Source organism: Pseudomonas sp. AC463, from assembly GCF_979253585.1.
The window spans coordinates 135,619-151,769 of sequence record NZ_CEEDDZ010000015.1 but is presented as its reverse complement, the minus strand read 5'-3'; the positions used below and the strand labels follow the sequence as shown (position 1 = coordinate 151,769).

Annotated in this window: 12 protein-coding genes; 8 read left to right on the top strand and 4 right to left on the bottom strand. The window is 62.0% G+C overall.

Annotated features, from left to right (window positions below):
* Window positions 1–71 precede the first annotated feature (71 nt).
* The 5 genes from AC0IYH_RS19780 to AC0IYH_RS19760 all read left to right on the top strand — a co-directional run bounded on the left by AC0IYH_RS19780 (window position 72) and on the right by AC0IYH_RS19760 (window position 8,443).
* Window positions 72–986, top strand: coding sequence for an NAD synthetase (locus tag AC0IYH_RS19780; protein ID WP_471835845.1), 915 nt, complete (start codon window positions 72–74; stop codon window positions 984–986).
* Window positions 983–1,477, top strand: a complete 495-nt coding sequence (locus AC0IYH_RS19775) for a hypothetical protein (RefSeq protein ID WP_471835844.1) — start codon at window positions 983–985, stop codon at window positions 1,475–1,477. Before AC0IYH_RS19780 ends, AC0IYH_RS19775 begins: the two co-directional genes overlap by 4 nt.
* 201 nt (window positions 1,478–1,678) lie before the next feature.
* Entirely contained in the window at window positions 1,679–4,969 is a 3,291-nt protein-coding gene (locus tag AC0IYH_RS19770; RefSeq protein ID WP_471835843.1) for a transglutaminase family protein, read from the top strand.
* Between the two features lie 97 nt (window positions 4,970–5,066).
* The gene (locus AC0IYH_RS19765; RefSeq protein WP_471835842.1) at window positions 5,067–7,553 is read left to right on the top strand and encodes a circularly permuted type 2 ATP-grasp protein; all 2,487 of its coding nucleotides are present in this window, start codon (window positions 5,067–5,069) and stop codon (window positions 7,551–7,553) included.
* On the top strand, window positions 7,553–8,443 hold the full coding sequence (locus AC0IYH_RS19760) for a transglutaminase-like domain-containing protein (protein WP_116627322.1): 891 nt from the start codon (window positions 7,553–7,555) through the stop codon (window positions 8,441–8,443). The genes AC0IYH_RS19765 and AC0IYH_RS19760 overlap by 1 nt, the downstream gene beginning before the upstream one ends.
* Window positions 8,444–8,489: 46 nt before the next feature.
* On the opposite strand, the gene AC0IYH_RS19755 is transcribed toward AC0IYH_RS19760, so the two are convergent.
* Window positions 8,490–8,672 (bottom strand): hypothetical protein, encoded by a 183-nt coding sequence (locus AC0IYH_RS19755; RefSeq protein WP_471835841.1) that lies wholly within the window; start codon window positions 8,670–8,672, stop codon window positions 8,490–8,492.
* 331 nt (window positions 8,673–9,003) lie between these two features.
* On the opposite strand from AC0IYH_RS19755, the gene azu reads away from it, so the two are divergent.
* On the top strand, window positions 9,004–9,450 hold the full coding sequence (gene azu / locus AC0IYH_RS19750) for an azurin (RefSeq protein ID WP_116627320.1): 447 nt from the start codon (window positions 9,004–9,006) through the stop codon (window positions 9,448–9,450).
* A gap of 126 nt (window positions 9,451–9,576) precedes the next feature.
* Here azu and nadE read toward each other — a convergent pair whose 3' ends face one another.
* The 3 genes from nadE to AC0IYH_RS19735 form a co-directional block, all read right to left on the bottom strand.
* The gene (gene nadE / locus AC0IYH_RS19745; protein WP_471835840.1) at window positions 9,577–10,404 is read right to left on the bottom strand and encodes an ammonia-dependent NAD(+) synthetase; all 828 of its coding nucleotides are present in this window, start codon (window positions 10,402–10,404) and stop codon (window positions 9,577–9,579) included.
* Between the two features lie 3 nt (window positions 10,405–10,407).
* Window positions 10,408–11,622, bottom strand: a complete 1,215-nt coding sequence (gene pncB, locus AC0IYH_RS19740) for a nicotinate phosphoribosyltransferase (RefSeq protein ID WP_116627318.1) — start codon at window positions 11,620–11,622, stop codon at window positions 10,408–10,410.
* A gap of 206 nt (window positions 11,623–11,828) precedes the next feature.
* On the bottom strand, window positions 11,829–12,719 hold the full coding sequence (locus tag AC0IYH_RS19735) for a LysR family transcriptional regulator (RefSeq protein ID WP_116627317.1): 891 nt from the start codon (window positions 12,717–12,719) through the stop codon (window positions 11,829–11,831).
* A 153-nt stretch (window positions 12,720–12,872) separates the two neighbouring features.
* Here AC0IYH_RS19735 and amaB point away from each other — a divergent pair, with 153 nt between their 5' ends.
* Entirely contained in the window at window positions 12,873–14,363 is a 1,491-nt protein-coding gene (gene amaB, locus AC0IYH_RS19730) for an L-piperidine-6-carboxylate dehydrogenase (RefSeq protein WP_471835838.1), read from the top strand.
* A 180-nt stretch (window positions 14,364–14,543) separates the two neighbouring features.
* Window positions 14,544–15,827: an L-pipecolate oxidase gene (gene amaA, locus AC0IYH_RS19725; protein WP_471835836.1), complete on the top strand. Its 1,284-nt coding sequence runs from the start codon at window positions 14,544–14,546 to the stop codon at window positions 15,825–15,827.
* Window positions 15,828–16,151 lie beyond the last annotated feature (324 nt).

Sequence of the window (16,151 nt, the reverse complement as noted above, 5' to 3'; positions counted from 1 at the left end):
GAAGCTTCTGACATTTTTAGCGGGTGCCCAGTCTTTAACCTCTGCGCTCCAGTGAAAACCGGAGTAAAGGGATGACTTCCAGTGTGTTGAAAGACGGTTTCCCCAGTGCCCATTTGACGACGCGGCAGTGGGTTGAAAGCAATATTGATCTGCGCAAGTTGTTTGCAGCCATTGATGCTGACCCCGCCATTGTCGGGGCGGGTGTGGTGTATCTCGATGCCCAGTTGCGGGCGGTGGTGTTGCGGGAATTTCAGCCGATTTGCAGTGTTGCGCCGAAGAAGGTGATTTTGCGCGAGGCGCCGAGTTACGTCGGGCGGGTGGAGTTTGCTCGCGGGCTGGCGAATGAGCCGCGTGAGTCGAGGGTGGCGTTTGAGGCGGTGAATACGGGGTTGGCGTGTACTTCGGCGGTGATTAGTTGGTTGGTGATTGCGGGAGGATTTGCGCTGACGCCGTTTACTTTTGGGGGCTCTGGTGTAGCGGCTGCGATTAGCGTTGTTGGCGCGTCAGCCAGCACTATCCAATGCGTGATTGGCGCCGGTCGAACTAAAAATGAAATGAATGACCCAGCCCTTAACGACGCTCTGGATAGCGATCCGTGGTATCAGGCCGTTATGGCCGGATTGGATGCGGCCTCGTTGCTAGGTGCGGGTAACGCAGCCATGTCGACAATTCGACTCGTCGACACGTTTAAAAAGGCAACGGGGAAAAGCACGCACCAGGTACTCAAAGGGTTGAATCGGCAGGAGCGAGTAAAGCTCACGAGGGAGTTGCTGCGTATCAACCATCCGGAAATGACCCGAAAAATGATCAAGCTAAAACAAATGGCCGGAGCGATGCCAAAGCGCTACACCTCGGCCGAAGTAAGGCGTGGCACCCTCTTACAGATGCTTGATGCTCTTGGCGCCGTATCAGGCATTGCCGGCAGTGTGCGGACCGGGAACGTCCGGATCATTGCGGTTGGGCTGTATGAGGAGATCGCAGAATGAGACTTCTGGGAAGGAGGTATCTCGTTCCTATTCGGCCTTTTTTGATCCGCAATTTTCCCGTGTTTATTGGCGTGATTTTTTCGGGCATTTTCAGTAGTGCTAATGTTGTTGTGTTGGTAGAAAACTATTATTTGCCATCTTTACCGAGCCTTGCTGCTTTTAAAACCGGCGTAGCATTGGCCCTCTTTATCACCCTCTGCAACGTCATGATCGCCGCCGGGCGCCCGAAAGGCGCTTGGGGCATGTATGCCCTTTTCATCGCCTGCCTATTGGTTGCTGTGCCGGGCTTTCTTTTTTCGCCCAGCTTATTCCTTTATGCGGAGTGCTTCTTCTGGCCGATCCTCGGCCTGCTACTGCTTCGCAGCAAACGCCACCGGGAAATGCGTGCCGCCTACGTTGAACTCCGTCACCTGCGCGCAAAAGTCCAGGCCGCCATCAACAAGCGCCGCCAACACGAGCGCGCCATCATCAGAATAAAAAAACCGAGGTAATTCCCCACCTTGCCGCCCACCCAATCGCTACCGCTGCACCCACTCGCGCCACAAATATGTGCAGCGCCTGCACCATGACCCCACCGTTGGCGTCGTTTTGGTGCTGTACTGCACCGGGTCTTACGATAAAGCGCAATGACCGCCGCTCTGGCATAAGTCTTGCGCGCTTTGTACCCATGCCCTGGCTCGCAGGAGGCCGCCGTGTCGATTCATGTCGCGTTGCACCACGTTACGCATTACCGCTACGACCGCGCTGTCGAACTCGGCCCGCAGATCGTGCGTTTGCGCCCGGCGGCCCACAGCCGCACGCGGATTTTGTCCTACGCGCTGAAAGTGCTGCCCGAGCAGCATTTCATCAATTGGCAGCAGGACCCCCAGGGCAATTATCTGGCGCGCCTGGTGTTCCCGGAAAAAACGGACGAGCTGCGCATCGAAGTCGACCTGGTCGCCGAGATGGCGGTGTTCAACCCGTTCGACTTTTTCCTCGAACCCTATGCCGAAAAAATCCCCTTCAGCTACGCCGCCGATGAGCAGCGCGAGCTGGCGCCGTACCTGGAAACCCTGCCGTTGACGCCAAGGTTTGCCGCCTACCTGGCCGGTATCGACCGCACGCCATTGCCGGCGGTGGACTTTCTGGTCGGTCTCAACCAGCGCCTGGCGGCCGATATCGGCTACCTGATTCGCATGGAACCGGGTGTGCAAACCCCCGAGTTCACCCTGGAGAACGCCTCTGGCTCTTGCCGCGACTCCGCCTGGCTGCTGGTGCAGTTGCTGCGCAACCTGGGGTTGGCGGCGCGGTTTGTGTCCGGTTACCTCATCCAGCTCACCGCCGACGTCAAAGCCCTAGACGGCCCATCCGGCACCGAGGTGGACTTCACCGACCTGCACGCCTGGTGCGAGGTGTACTTGCCCGGCGCCGGCTGGATTGGCCTGGATGCCACCTCTGGTCTGTTCGCCGGTGAAGGCCATATCCCGTTGGCCTGTAGCCCTGATCCATCGTCCGCCGCGCCGATCAGTGGCTTGGTGGAACCCTGCGAGTGTGAATTCACCCACGAAATGTCCGTAGAGCGGATTTGGGAAGCCCCACGGGTGACCAAGCCCTACACCGAAGAGCAATGGCTGGCGATCCAGGCCCTGGGCCGGCAGATCGACGGCGACCTGCTCAAGGACGACGTGCGCCTGACCATGGGCGGCGAACCGACCTTCGTGTCCATCGATGACCCCGACGGCGCCGAGTGGAACACCGCCGCCCTTGGGCCGGACAAGCGCCGGCTGTCCGCCGAGCTGTTCCAGCGCATGCGCAAACACTACGCGCCCAAGGGCCTGGTGCACTTCGGCCAGGGCAAGTGGTACCCCGGCGAGCAACTGCCGCGCTGGTCGCTCAATTGCTACTGGCGCCGCGACGGCGTGCCGATCTGGCACAACAGCGCGCTGATCGCCGATGAGCAACAGGACTACGGCGCCGATGGCGTGATGGCCGGGCGCTTCCTGGCCAGCGTGGCCGAGCGCCTCAAGTTGCCGGCGCGCTTTGTGTTCCCGGCCTTTGAAGACAATTTCTACTACCTGTGGCGTGAGGGTGCGCTGCCGCAAAACGTCAGCGCCCAGGACTCACGCCTGAGCGACGATCTGGAGCGCGAACGCCTGCGCAAAGTGTTCAGCCAGGGCCTGGATAAAGTCATCGGCCAGGTGCTGCCGCTGGCACGCACCGCCGCCAATGACCGCTGGCAGAGCGGGCGCTGGTACCTGCGCGATAACCACTGCCGCCTGGTGCCGGGAGATTCGCCGCTGGGCTATCGCCTGCCGCTGGCGTCGCAGCCGTGGGTGACGGCGGCGCAATACCCGTTTGTGCACCCCACCGACCCTAACCAGGATCAGCCTGAGCTGCCGACCAGCGCCCAGCTGCAAAGCCATGGCGAGCCCGCCCCGAGCGATGAGCGTGTGCCCAAGGTGGACGAGTCCGCCGACTGGCTGACCCGCACCGCCCTGTGTGCCGAAGCGCGGGAAGGGCGCCTATACCTGTTCATGCCGCCGCTGGAGCGCGTCGAAGACTACCTTGAGCTGGTGGCCGCCATTGAAGCCACCGCCGAAGAGCTGCATTGCCCGGTATTGCTGGAAGGCTACGAGCCGCCGTTCGATATGCGCCTGAGCAACTTCCGCGTCACCCCGGACCCGGGTGTGATCGAGGTCAACGTGCAGCCGTCCGCCACCTGGGACGAGTTGGTGGAGCGCACCGAATTCCTCTACGAAGAGGCGCGGCAAACGCGCCTGACCACTGAAAAGTTCATGATCGACGGCCGCCACACCGGCACCGGCGGCGGTAACCATTTCGTGCTCGGGGGCGCCACGCCCAAGGACTCACCGTTTCTGCGCCGGCCTGATTTGCTGCGCAGCTTGATCAGCTATTGGCATAACCACCCGTCTTTGTCCTATCTGTTTTCCGGTCTGTTTATCGGCCCTACCTCCCAGGCGCCACGGGTGGATGAGGCGCGTAACGACGCGTTGTACGAGCTGGAAATCGCTTTCGCGCAAATGCCCGAGCCGGGCGAAGAATGCCCGCCGTGGTTGGTCGACCGCTTGCTGCGCAACCTGCTGATCGATGTGACGGGCAACACCCATCGCGCCGAATTCTGCATCGACAAACTCTACTCACCGGATGGCGCCACCGGCCGCCTCGGCCTGCTGGAATTGCGTGCGTTTGAAATGCCGCCCCACGCGCGCATGAGCCTGACCCAGCAACTGCTGCTGCGCGCGCTGGTCGCACGGTTCTGGCGTGAGCCCTATGCGCCGCCCAAGCTGGCGCGCTGGGGCACCGAGCTGCATGACCGCTTCCTGTTGCCGCATTTTATCGAGCAGGACTTTGCCGACGTGATCGTCGAACTCAACGCCGCCGGCTACCCGCTGCGCGCCGAATGGTTTGCCGCGCACCTTGAGTTCCGTTTCCCCAAGGTCGGCGACTACGCCGTCAGCGGTATCGAACTGGAACTTCGCCAGGCCCTGGAACCCTGGCACGTACTGGGCGAGGAAGGCGCGGTAGGCGGCACGGTGCGTTATGTGGATTCATCCCTGGAACGCCTGCAAGTGAAGCTCAGCGGTCTGCCGCCGCAACGTTACTTGCTGACCTGCAACGGCATCCCGGTGCCATTGCAACCCACTGGCCGGGTCGGCGAGTTCGTCGCCGGCGTGCGTTATCGCGCCTGGCAACCGGCCAACTGCCTGCAACCGACCATCGCGGTGCATGCGCCGCTGGTGTTCGACCTGCTCGACACCTGGATGCAGCGCTCGCTGGGCGGCTGCCAATATCACGTGGCGCACCCGGGCGGGCGCAATTACGACAGCTTGCCGGTGAATGCCAATGAGGCCGAGAGCCGGCGGATGGCGCGGTTTTTCCGTTTGGGGCATAGCCCAGGGAAATTGCCGGTGCCGCCTGTCGTGATCAACGACGAATTGCCGATGACCCTGGATCTGCGACGCTTCCCCAATAAAAATGACTGAATGCAATCCAAATGTGGGAGGGAGCAAGCCCCCTCCCACATTAGATTGCAGTGAATTTGATTTAAACTGACTCCCCCTTGCCTCTGCCGAGCGTTCCATGTCCGACTTGCTCGACCGTTACCCGCTGACCGCGGGCACTTATCACGAACTGCTCGATGACAGCGGCGCAGTGCGTGCCCACTGGCAGCGCCTGCTGGATCACCTGCAGCGCAGCACCCCTGCGCAACTGGCCCAGCGCCAGGCGTTGCTGACCCGGCAGATCCAGGAAAACGGCGTCACCTATAACGTTTACGCCGACCCCAAGGGCGCCGATCGCCCGTGGGAGTTGGACCTGCTGCCCCATGTGCTGGCTGCCGATGAGTGGCAGCATTTGTCTGCCGGTATCGCCCAGCGTGCGCGTCTGCTCAATGCCGTGCTCGCCGACCTCTACGGCCCGCAGCGCCTGATCAAGGAAGGTTTGCTGCCGGCGGAGTTGGTGTTCGGGCATAACAATTTTTTGTGGCCCTGCCAGGGCATCCAGCCGCCCGATGGTGCCTTCCTGCACCTGTACGCCGTGGACCTGGCGCGCACCCCGGATGGCCGCTGGTGGGTCACCGCCGACCGTACCCAGGCGCCGTCGGGCGCAGGTTATGCGCTGGAAAACCGTACCATCGTGTCCCGCGCCTTCCCGGACCTGTACCGCGACTTGCAGGTGCAGCATCTCACCGGTTTTTTCCGCACGCTCCAGGAAACCCTGGCCCGCCAGGCGCCAAGTGATGAGCAGCCGCCGCTGATCGTGTTGCTCACACCGGGGCGTTTCAACGAAAGCTATTTCGAACACCTCTACCTCGCGCGCCAGCTCGGCTACCCATTGGTGGAAGGCGGCGACCTCACCGTGCGCGACAGCACCGCGTTCCTCAAGACCCTCAGTGGCCTGCGCCGGGTGCACGCGATCATGCGCCGCCTGGACGACGACTTCTGCGACCCATTGGAACTGCGCACCGACTCGGCCCTGGGCGTGCCCGGCCTGCTCGGCGCCGTGCGCGAGGGCAACGTGCTGGTGGCCAATGCCTTGGGCAGCGGCGTGCTGGAGTCGCCGGGGTTGCTCGGCTTTCTGCCGAAGATCAACGAATTTCTGTTTGGCGAAGAGCTGATCCTGCCGTCCATCGCCACCTGGTGGTGCGGCGAGGCGCCGGTGCTGGCCGAAGCCCTGGAGAAACTGCCCGAACTGCTGATCAAACCGGCGTTCCCGTCGCAGAGTTTTGCCCCGGTATTCGGTCGTGACTTGAATGACGAGCAGCGCCAGGCCCTGGCCGAACGCATGCGCGCGCGGCCGTATGCCTATGTCGCCCAGGAGCTGGCGCAGTTGTCCCAGGCGCCGGTGTGGCACACCGTGGATGATCACCTGCAACACCGCGCCATCGGCATGCGCGTGTACGCCGTGGCCAGCGCCGACGGCTACCGCGTGCTGCCCGGCGGCCTGACCCGCGTGGCCGCCGAGGCCGACGCCGAGGTGGTGTCGATGCAACGCGGTGGCGCCAGCAAAGACACCTGGGTGCTCGGCGAACGTGCCGCCGGCGGCGAGCAGTGGCGCGCGCAACGCACGATCGGCGCCCATGACCTGGTGCGCCGTGACCCGTATCTGCCGTCGCGCGTGGTGGAAAACCTGTTCTGGTTCGGCCGTTATTGCGAACGCTGCGACGACAGCGCGCGCTGGCTACGCATCGTGCTGGCGCGCTACGTCGACGGCGACGATCCGCTGGCCTTGCAGGCGGCCGTCGAGTTGGGTGAGAACCTGCGCCTGCTGCCGGAGGAGGGCGAGTTGCCCGAACGCCTGCTCGCGGCGATGCTCGGTGATGACTGGCCGTCGAGCCTGCGCGCCAACCTGCAGCGTTTGCAGTGGGCGGCGTCCCAGGTGCGCGGCAAGTTGTCCCGCGAGAACTGGCAGGCCTTGGTCGAGTTGCAGCGCGAAGCCATGGAGCTGGAAAGCGAGGCGCCGGATTTTGGCGAGTTGCTGGATTTTCTCAACCGCCTGGTGATGTCCCTGGCGGCGTTGTCCGGGTTTGCCCTGGACGACATGACCCGCGACGAAGGCTGGCGCTTTTTGATGATGGGCCGGCGCATCGAGCGCCTGCAATTTCTCAGCAGCAGCCTCGCGGCATTCCTGCGCGGCGTGGCAGTGTTCGATCAGGCCGGGCTGGAATGGTTGCTGGAACTGGGCAACAGCAGCATCACCTATCGCTCGCGCTACCTGGCGGTGCCGCAGTTGATTCCGGTACTCGACTTATTGCTGCTGGACGAACAGAACCCCCATGCGGTGCTGTTCCAGCTCAAGCTGGTGAGCCGCACCCTGCGGCGCCTCAATGACGACTTTGGCGTGCCTCGGGAAACCGGGCTGGCGCCGTTGGTGGAGCGCCTGGCGCGCTTCGACCTGGGCTGCCTGGAGAACCCGTTATTTGGCGAGTCCAGCGTGCGTGCAGCACTGGACGGCCTGGCCGACCTGCTGCAAGCGGTCGCCGATGAAAGCGGGCAAGTGTCGGATCGCCTGGCGCTGCGGCACTTTGCCCATGTGGATGATGTGAGCCAGCAAACGGTGTCGGTGTAATGAGCGCGCGTTATCAGATTTTTCACGATACCCACTACCACTACGACAGCCCGGTGTCCCTGGCCCAGCAGCTGGCGCACCTGTGGCCACGGCCGTGTGCCTGGCAGCGCTGCACCTGGCAGCAGCTGGACATCAGCCCCGAACCCACCGCTCGCCGCGACGAGCTGGACGTGTTCGGCAACCCGATCACGCGCCTGGCGTTCGAGCGGCCCCACGATGAGTTGCTGGTGAACGCCGGGCTGACTGTGGAAGTACTGGCGCGGCCGCTGCTGGATTTTCGGCAATCGCCGCCCTGGGACCAGACCCGCGACAGCCTGACCTACAGCAGCCAGCCGATGACTGCCGAGCGAATCGAAGCCTGTCGGTACCGCTTCGAATCACCCTACGTGCACCTGAAAAAAACCTTCGTCGAGTTTTCCGAAAGCTGCTTCCCGGCGGGCGAGCCCTTGCTGTTGGGCGTGCAAGCCTTGATGGAAAAGATCTTCAGCGAATTCACCTTCGATGCCGAAGCCACCCAGGTCGCCACGCCGCTGGTGGAAGTGCTGGAGCGCCGGCGCGGCGTGTGCCAGGACTTTGCCCACCTGATGCTCGCGTGCCTGCGCTCGCGTGGCTTGGCGGCGCGTTATATCAGCGGCTACCTGCTGACCCAGCCGCCACCCGGCCAGCCACGGCTGATCGGCGCCGATGCGTCCCACGCGTGGGTCTCGGTGTATTGCCCGGTATCGGGTTGGGTGGATTTTGATCCGACGAACAATGTGCAGCCGGCACTGGAGCACATCACCCTGGCCTGGGGCCGGGATTTCTCCGATGTGTCGCCGTTGCGGGGGGTGATTCTGGGGGGAGGGAGCCATGACCCGGAGGTGCGGGTGACGGTGATGCCGCTGGAGTAACCGTGAATTGTGGTGAGCCAGGCAGGCCGGCTCACCACAAAGGAATTTATTCAGCCGGATCTTTGGGTGTTTCAGTCTCGTCGCTTGCCACTTCACCTTCGGCATCCGGGTTCAGTGCGCCTGCTTCTTCGTCTGCAGCGGCTTTCTTGCGTTGCAGTTTTTCCTCTTTCTTCTGTTCCTTGGCCAAGTCTCTCTGACGTTTGGCGAAGGAGTAATTAGGTTTGGCCATGGGCGATCCTCTAGGGTCGAAGGTGAGGGTGGCGGCGCGCAGCTGCCTTGGGACGACATGGTAGCAGCTTCAAGGTGCGCTTGGCCTTCACTTACCGCAGGCGTACGCGGCCAGCAGGCCGTTGAAGAATTGATTGAAGTGCATGGCAGAGCCTCCGAAGGGTGATGGGCCGATCATAGGCGGAGAGCAGTAGTTTGGCTGGTAGATTGTGTTGATCAGTCTGATAGCCTAAAGTTGTATACAATCTGTTGATGCAGATCATAAGAATTCAAGCCTGCTTGAGGCACCCTTACCGCAATCCGCGTTTTTAAACCCTGCCTTGGAGATTCACATGTTTGCCAAACTCGTTGCTGTTTCCCTGCTGACTCTGGCGAGCGGCCAGTTGCTTGCTGCAGAGTGCAAGGTCACTGTCGACTCCACCGACCAGATGTCCTTCAACACCAAGGAAATCACGATCGACAAGAGCTGCAAGACATTCACCGTCGAGCTGACTCACTCCGGCAACCTGCCGAAAAACGTTATGGGTCACAACTGGGTGCTGACCAGCGCGGCCGATATGCAACCGGTCGCCAGCGAAGGCATGGCTGCTGGCATCGACAAGAACTACCTGAAAGAGGGTGACGCGCGCATCATCGCGCACACCAAGATCATCGGTGCCGGCGAGAAGGATTCGGTGACTTTTGATGTGTCGAAGCTGGCTGCGGGTACTGACTACGCGTTTTTCTGCTCGTTCCCGGGGCACATCTCGATGATGAAAGGTACGGTGGTGGTCAAGTAACACCGCGTTATCGTTCATCGGGGGCAAGCCCCCTCCCACACTTTGATTTGTGAACACATTCAAATGTGGGAGGGGGCTTGCCCCCGATAGCTATCTGACAGTCAACACAAAACTACCTGACTCACCTCAAGGCGCAAACGGCATCACCCGTTTGTGCTCGGTCTTGCGATACGTCTCGCAGATAATCCTGAACGCTTCCTCGCGCACCGGTTCGCCGTGCAGGAACGCATCAATCTCCGCATAGGTCACGCCGTGTGACGCTTCGTCCGGCTTGCCCGGCGACAAGTCTTCCAAGTCCGCCGTCGGCACTTTTTCCACCAACGACTCCGGCGCACCAAAGTGCCGCGCAATCGAACGCACCTGGTTTTTCACCAGCCCGCTCAACGGCGCGAGGTCGCAGGCACCGTCACCGAACTTGGTGAAAAAGCCCATCACCGCTTCCGCCGCATGGTCGGTTCCGATCACCAAACCACCGGCCGCGCCGGCGATGGTGTACTGCGCGACCATGCGCATGCGCGCCTTGGTGTTGCCCAGCACGAAGTCGCGGGACACCGCCGCCTTGCCTTCAAACGCCGCCACTTCACTGGCCAGGGCTTTCACCGCCGGGCCGATATTCACGGTGTGGCGCTCGTCCGGCTCGATAAAGTCCACTGAGGCCTGGGCGTCGATTTCGTCGAACTGGGTTTCGTAGGGCAGGCGCACGGCGATAAACCGGTAAGCCTCGTCGCCGGTGCTGGAACGCAGTTCCTGCATCGCCCGTTGGGCCAACAGGCCGGCAGTCAGGGAGTCGACGCCGCCGCTGATGCCGAGCACCAGGGTCTTGAGCCCGGAATTGCGCAGGCAATCCTGGATAAACGCTACGCGGCGGGCCACTTCGGCCTCAAGCGCGGCCTGGTCTTTGAACGGTGCTTGAACCTTGAGCTGCTGCGCAATCTCACGCTGTACGGCTTGCATGATTCACTCCTTGCTGGAAAGGGCAGGTACTTTGAAAACGTGCCGCAAATAGGCGACAAAATTCGGGTCGGTGCAGTGGGTCTTGCCCGCTTCATCGGAGATCTTGGCGACGGGCTGGCCATTGCAGGCAGTCATTTTAAGCACGATGCTCATCGGCTCCACCCCTGGAATGTCACAGGTCAGGTTGGTGCCGATACCGAAGCTCACATTGATGCGACCGCGCAACGCGCGGAAAATCTCCAGCGCCTTGGGCAGCGACAGGCTGTCGGAGAACACCAGGGTCTTGCTCATCGGCTCGATGCCGAGCTTGTGGTAATGGGCGATGGCTTTTTCGGCCCACTGCACCGGGTCACCGGAGTCGTGGCGCAGGCCGTCGAAGAGCTTGGCGAAGTACAAGTCGAAGTCGCCGAGGAAGGCGTCGGTGGTGATGCAGTCGGTCAGGGCGATGCCCAGCAGACCACGGTATTCACGGACCCAGCAGTCGAGGGCGGCGATCTGGCTGTCGATCAGGCGCGGGCCGAGTTGCTGGTGGGCCATGATCCACTCGTGGGCCATGGTGCCCAGCGGCTTCATATCGAACTCACGGGCCAGGTGCACGTTGCTGGTGCCGACAAAACGCCCGGGGAAGTCATGCTTGAGCACGCTCACCACTTCTTCCTGCACCCGGTACGAAAAGCGCCGACGCGTGCCGAAGTCGGCCACTTGCAGCTCCGACAGTTCTTCGCTGCTGGCATTTGCCGTGAGCCAGTCGAACTTGCGGTACAGCTGCTCGCGGGCCTGTTCGAGGATCACGGTCTGGTAGCGGTAGCGGTTACGCACTTCGCTGACGATGGCCAGCATCGGCACTTCAAACAGGATCACATGCAGCCACGGCCCGCGCAGGCGGATAAACAGCTCGCCGTTCTCGATGCCGGTTTGCACGTAGCGCAGGTTGAAGCGGAACAGCCCCAGGAAGCGCAGGAAATCAGGCTTCATAAAGCTGATGCGTTCGAGGAAACCCAGCTGGTCCGGGCTCAGGCTCAGCTCGGCGAGGCGCTCGATCTGGTAGCGGATCTCCGCCAGGTACGGGCGCAGGTCTTCGCTGTTACGGCAACGAAACTCCCATTCAACTTCCACGTTCGGGTAGTTGTGCAGCACCGCCTGCATCATGGTCAGCTTGTAGAAGTCGGTGTCGAGCAGGTTCTGCACGATGCGATCGGCAAACACACTCTCGCTCATAACGGGAATCTCCAGACGGGTCGACGATGGGCGCCGGCCTTTACGCACAATTAAGGAAGGGGGCTAGTGGCGCATAGACCTGTGGGGTTTTGCCAGTGATTTTTTTGGTGTGGCCACTGGCGCCATCGAGGGCAAGCCCCCTCCCACACTTGGAATGCAGTGCAAATGTGGGAGGGGGCTTGCCCCCGACGGCTGTATTGCAGGCACTAAATCACTTGCTCCATCATCCATTTCACAAAATCGCGCACCTTGGGCACCTCCGCCGAATGCTCCGGATACGCCAGGTAGTAAGCATCCTGGCTCGGCATCGCGTGCTGCCAGGGAATCACCAACTTACCGTCGGCCAATTCCTCTTCCACCAGAAACCTCGGCAACAACGCCACGCCGCAGCCGACCTGCGCGGCGCGAATGCACATATAGAACGTGTCGAAACGCGGCCCATGGTAGCTGTGCTCGGTCTGGTAACCCTGGCTGGCGAACCAGTCGTGCCAGCCCTGGGGGCGTGAGGCGTTTTGCAGCAGCACCAGCTCGCTCAATTGCGTCGGGTCGGTGAAGGGCTTGGCGGGCAGGCTCTCCGGGGCGCACACGGGGATCAGCTCTTCGCTGAACAGTTTCAGGCTCTCGGTGCCGGGGCGCGCGCCCTGGCCGAAGTAGAACGCCATGTCGGCCTTGCCTTGCAGCAGCTCGTCGGGCTCCTGCTCGTTGCACAGGTCCAGGTGGATCTGCGGGTGACGCAGGCGCCAGCCCTTGAGGCGCGGCACCAGCCAGCGCGCGCCGAAGGTGTAGGGCGTGGACACGCGCAGCACTTCGGTTTCGCCGCCGTAGGAACGCAGGTAATGGGTGGACATCTCCACCTGGGTGAGGATCTTGCGCACTTCCACCAGGTACAGGTCGCCCGCCGGGGTCATCTGCAAGCGGCGGCGCACCCGGCGAAACAGCAGGTGTTGCAGCAACTCTTCCAGCTGCGCTACTTGTTTGCTCACCGCGCTTTGCGTGAGGTTCAGTTCCTCGGCGGCGCGGGTGAAGCTCAGGTGGCGGGTGGCGGCTTCGAAACACTGCAGGGCAGTGATCGAGGGCAAATGTCTTTTGTTCAGCACGGCGTGCCTCTTTTTATGCTTTGCATGAATAAACGGAATGATATCTCGCCTAATGGTCGTTTGTTGGCAAGTCTTGGGCCAGCTACAAATAAGCTCTGGATCGCCGTGTCCGTAGCGGCGCGAATTTTTTGTTTGAGATTGAAGGAGTGACCCATGGTTGCCGCATTGCTTGATCGTCTCGGGGTAAACCCGGCGCTGTACCAGTCGGGCAAACAGCCCGTGCATTCGCCGATCGACGGCAGCCGTATCGGCAGTGTGCATTGGGAAGGTGCCGCCGAGGTGGAGCAGCAGGTCAGTCGCGCCGAGCATGCATTCGACGCCTGGCGCAAAGTGCCGGCCCCGCGTCGCGGCGAGCTGGTGCGCCAATTCGGCGACGTACTGCGCGAATACAAGGCCGACCTTGGCGAGCTGGTGTCCTGGGAAGCCGGCAAGATCACCCAGGAAGGCCTGGGCGAAGTGCAGGAAATGATCGACATCTGCGACTTCGCCGTCGGCCTGTCGCGCCAGTTGTACGGCCTGACCATCGCCTCCGAGCGCCCAGGCCACCACATGCGTGAAACCTGGCACCCGCTGGGCGTGGTCGGCGTGATCAGCGCGTTCAACTTCCCGGTCGCCGTGTGGGCCTGGAACACCACCCTGGCGCTGGTGTGCGGCAACGCCGTGATCTGGAAACCCTCGGAAAAGACCCCGCTCACTGCCCTGGCCTGCCAGGCCTTGTTCGAGCGCGTGTTGAAGAGCTTCAAGGACGCGCCGCAGTACCTCAGCCAAGTCATCATCGGCGGCCGCGACGCCGGTGCAGCCCTGGTGGATGACCCGCGAGTGGCCCTGATCAGCGCCACCGGCAGCACCCGCATGGGCCGCGAAGTGGCGCCGAAAGTCGCCGCACGTTTTGCCCGCAGCATCCTCGAGCTGGGCGGCAACAACGCGATGATCCTCGGCCCAAGCGCCGACCTCGACATGGCCGTGCGCGCCATCCTGTTCAGCGCCGTCGGCACCGCCGGCCAGCGTTGCACCACCCTGCGCCGGTTGATCGCCCATGAGTCGGTCAAGGAAGAAATCGTCACCCGTCTCAAGGCCGCCTATTCCAAGGTGCGCATCGGCCACCCGCTGGAAGGCAACCTGATCGGCCCGCTGATCGACAAGCATGGCTTCGACAACATGCAGGACGCTCTCGAGCAAGCCCTGAGCGAAGGCGGCAAGGTGTTCGGCGGCAAGCGCCAGCTCGAAGACACCTTCCCGAATGCCTACTACGTGTCGCCGGCCATCGTGGAAATGCCCGAGCAAAGCGACGTGGTGTGCACCGAAACGTTCGCACCGATTTTGTACGTGGTTGGCTATAGCGATTTTGCCGAAGCCCTGCGCCTGAACAACGCCGTGCCTCAGGGCCTGTCGTCGTGCATCTTCACCACCGATGTGCGTGAAGCCGAGCAATTCATGTCGGCGGTGGGCAGCGATTGCGGGATCGCCAACGTCAACATCGGCCCAAGCGGCGCGGAGATTGGCGGCGCGTTTGGCGGCGAAAAAGAAACCGGCGGCGGGCGTGAGTCGGGTTCGGATGCGTGGCGCGGGTATATGCGCCGGCAGACCAATACCGTGAACTACTCGCTGGAGTTGCCGTTGGCGCAGGGTATTACCTTCGACTGAGGTTGGAATGCAGTAAAAATGTGGGAGGGGCGGTGCGACGATTCGACTTGCCCCCGATTGCAGTGTGTCAGTCAACAGATGTACAGCTGATCCACCGCTATCGGGGGCAAGCCCCCTCCCACAGTTGATCGTATTTACACATCAAGATTGTTGTTTGTTAGGTCTCACCGGAGTCTGGCAATGGCACTACGCGAAACATGTTTATGGGAACACCTCACCCCCAGCCGCCCTGATCGCGCCGCCCTCAACGGCGAGCTCAAGGTCGATGTGTGCGTGATCGGCGCCGGCATCACCGGTTTGTCTGCCGCCATTCACTTGCTGGAACAGGGTAAAAGCGTCGCCGTGCTGGAAGCTCATCGCACCGGCCATGGTGGCTCGGGGCGCAACGTCGGGTTGGTGAATGCCGGCCTGTGGATCCCGCCGGACGAGATCGAAGCCGGTTTCGGTGAAGCGGTGGGCAGCCAGCTCAACCGCATGTTGGGCGCGGCGCCGTCGCTGGTGTTCAGCCTGATCGACAAATACAGCATCGATTGCCAATTGCGCCGTGAGGGCACCTTGCACATGGCGCACAACGCCCGTGGCGAGGCGGATTTGCGCAGTCGTGAAGAACAATGGAAGCGCCGTGGCGCGCCGGTGGAACTGCTCACCGGCCAGGCTTGCGAGCAGGCCACGGGCACCAAAAAAATCGCCGCCGCCTTGCTGGATCGGCGCGCCGGCACCTTGAACCCGATGGCCTACACCTCTGGCCTGGCCAACGCGGCAGCCGGCTTGGGTGGGCAATTGTTCGACCATTCCCCGGTGACCCAATTGGAACGCCAAGGCGCGCACTGGTCGGTGCAGGCTGCCCAGGGTTCAGTGCAGGCTGCCCAAGTGGTGATCGCCTCCAATGCCTACACCGAAGGCGAATGGACCGAGCTGCGGCGCAATTTTTTCCCCGGCTATTACTACCAGGTCGCATCCGCGCCGCTGACCGACGAGGCGGCCGGGCAGATTCTCCCAGGCGGGCAGGGCTCATGGGACACGCGCCAGGTCTTGAGCAGCATTCGCCGCGACGCCGATGGCCGCCTGTTGCTCGGCAGCCTGGGCAATGGTAACCAGAAACCGGCGTGGTTCCTCAAGGCGTGGGCCGATCGGGTGCAGCAACACTACTTCCCGTACCTCAAATCGGTGCAATGGGAATACACCTGGACCGGCTGCATCGCCTTCACCCCCGACCACTTGATGCGCCTGTTCGAACCGGCGCCAGGACTCGTGGCAGTAACGGGCTATAACGGACGCGGCGTAACCACCGGCAGCGTGGTCGGGAAGGCGTTCGCCGACTACCTGTGTCACCAGAATCCACAGGCCTTGCCGATCCCGTTTGCGCCGATGCAGCCGCTGGCTGGGGTGGGGTTGCGCAGTTGCCTGTATGAAGCCGGATTCTCGCTGTATCACGCCGGGCAATGCCTGCGGATCGTGATCTGATCAGCGAAATACCGCTCAAAAGCCTGCATTTTCTTAGCAGGCTACTAATCTGTATTGGTGCAAGTCGTAGCAATCGCGCACTGTAAATGTGCAGTTCCGTTACGCACATTGTTACAGGGGTAGGAACTGTCGTTTATGCCTCCGGTTGCAGGTGCGACCTGCCAGGGTTGTACTTTTTTGATCGATGGGTTGCACCTCCAGGCGCTAGACGGTTGCACGTCCAGACAAAAGGAGCCGAAACGCCCGTAATAACAATGACACCGTGTCTTTTTGAAGAATAAAAACGTACTGGCACGAGGCTTGCTCAGGGCTTTCAGTGAAAAG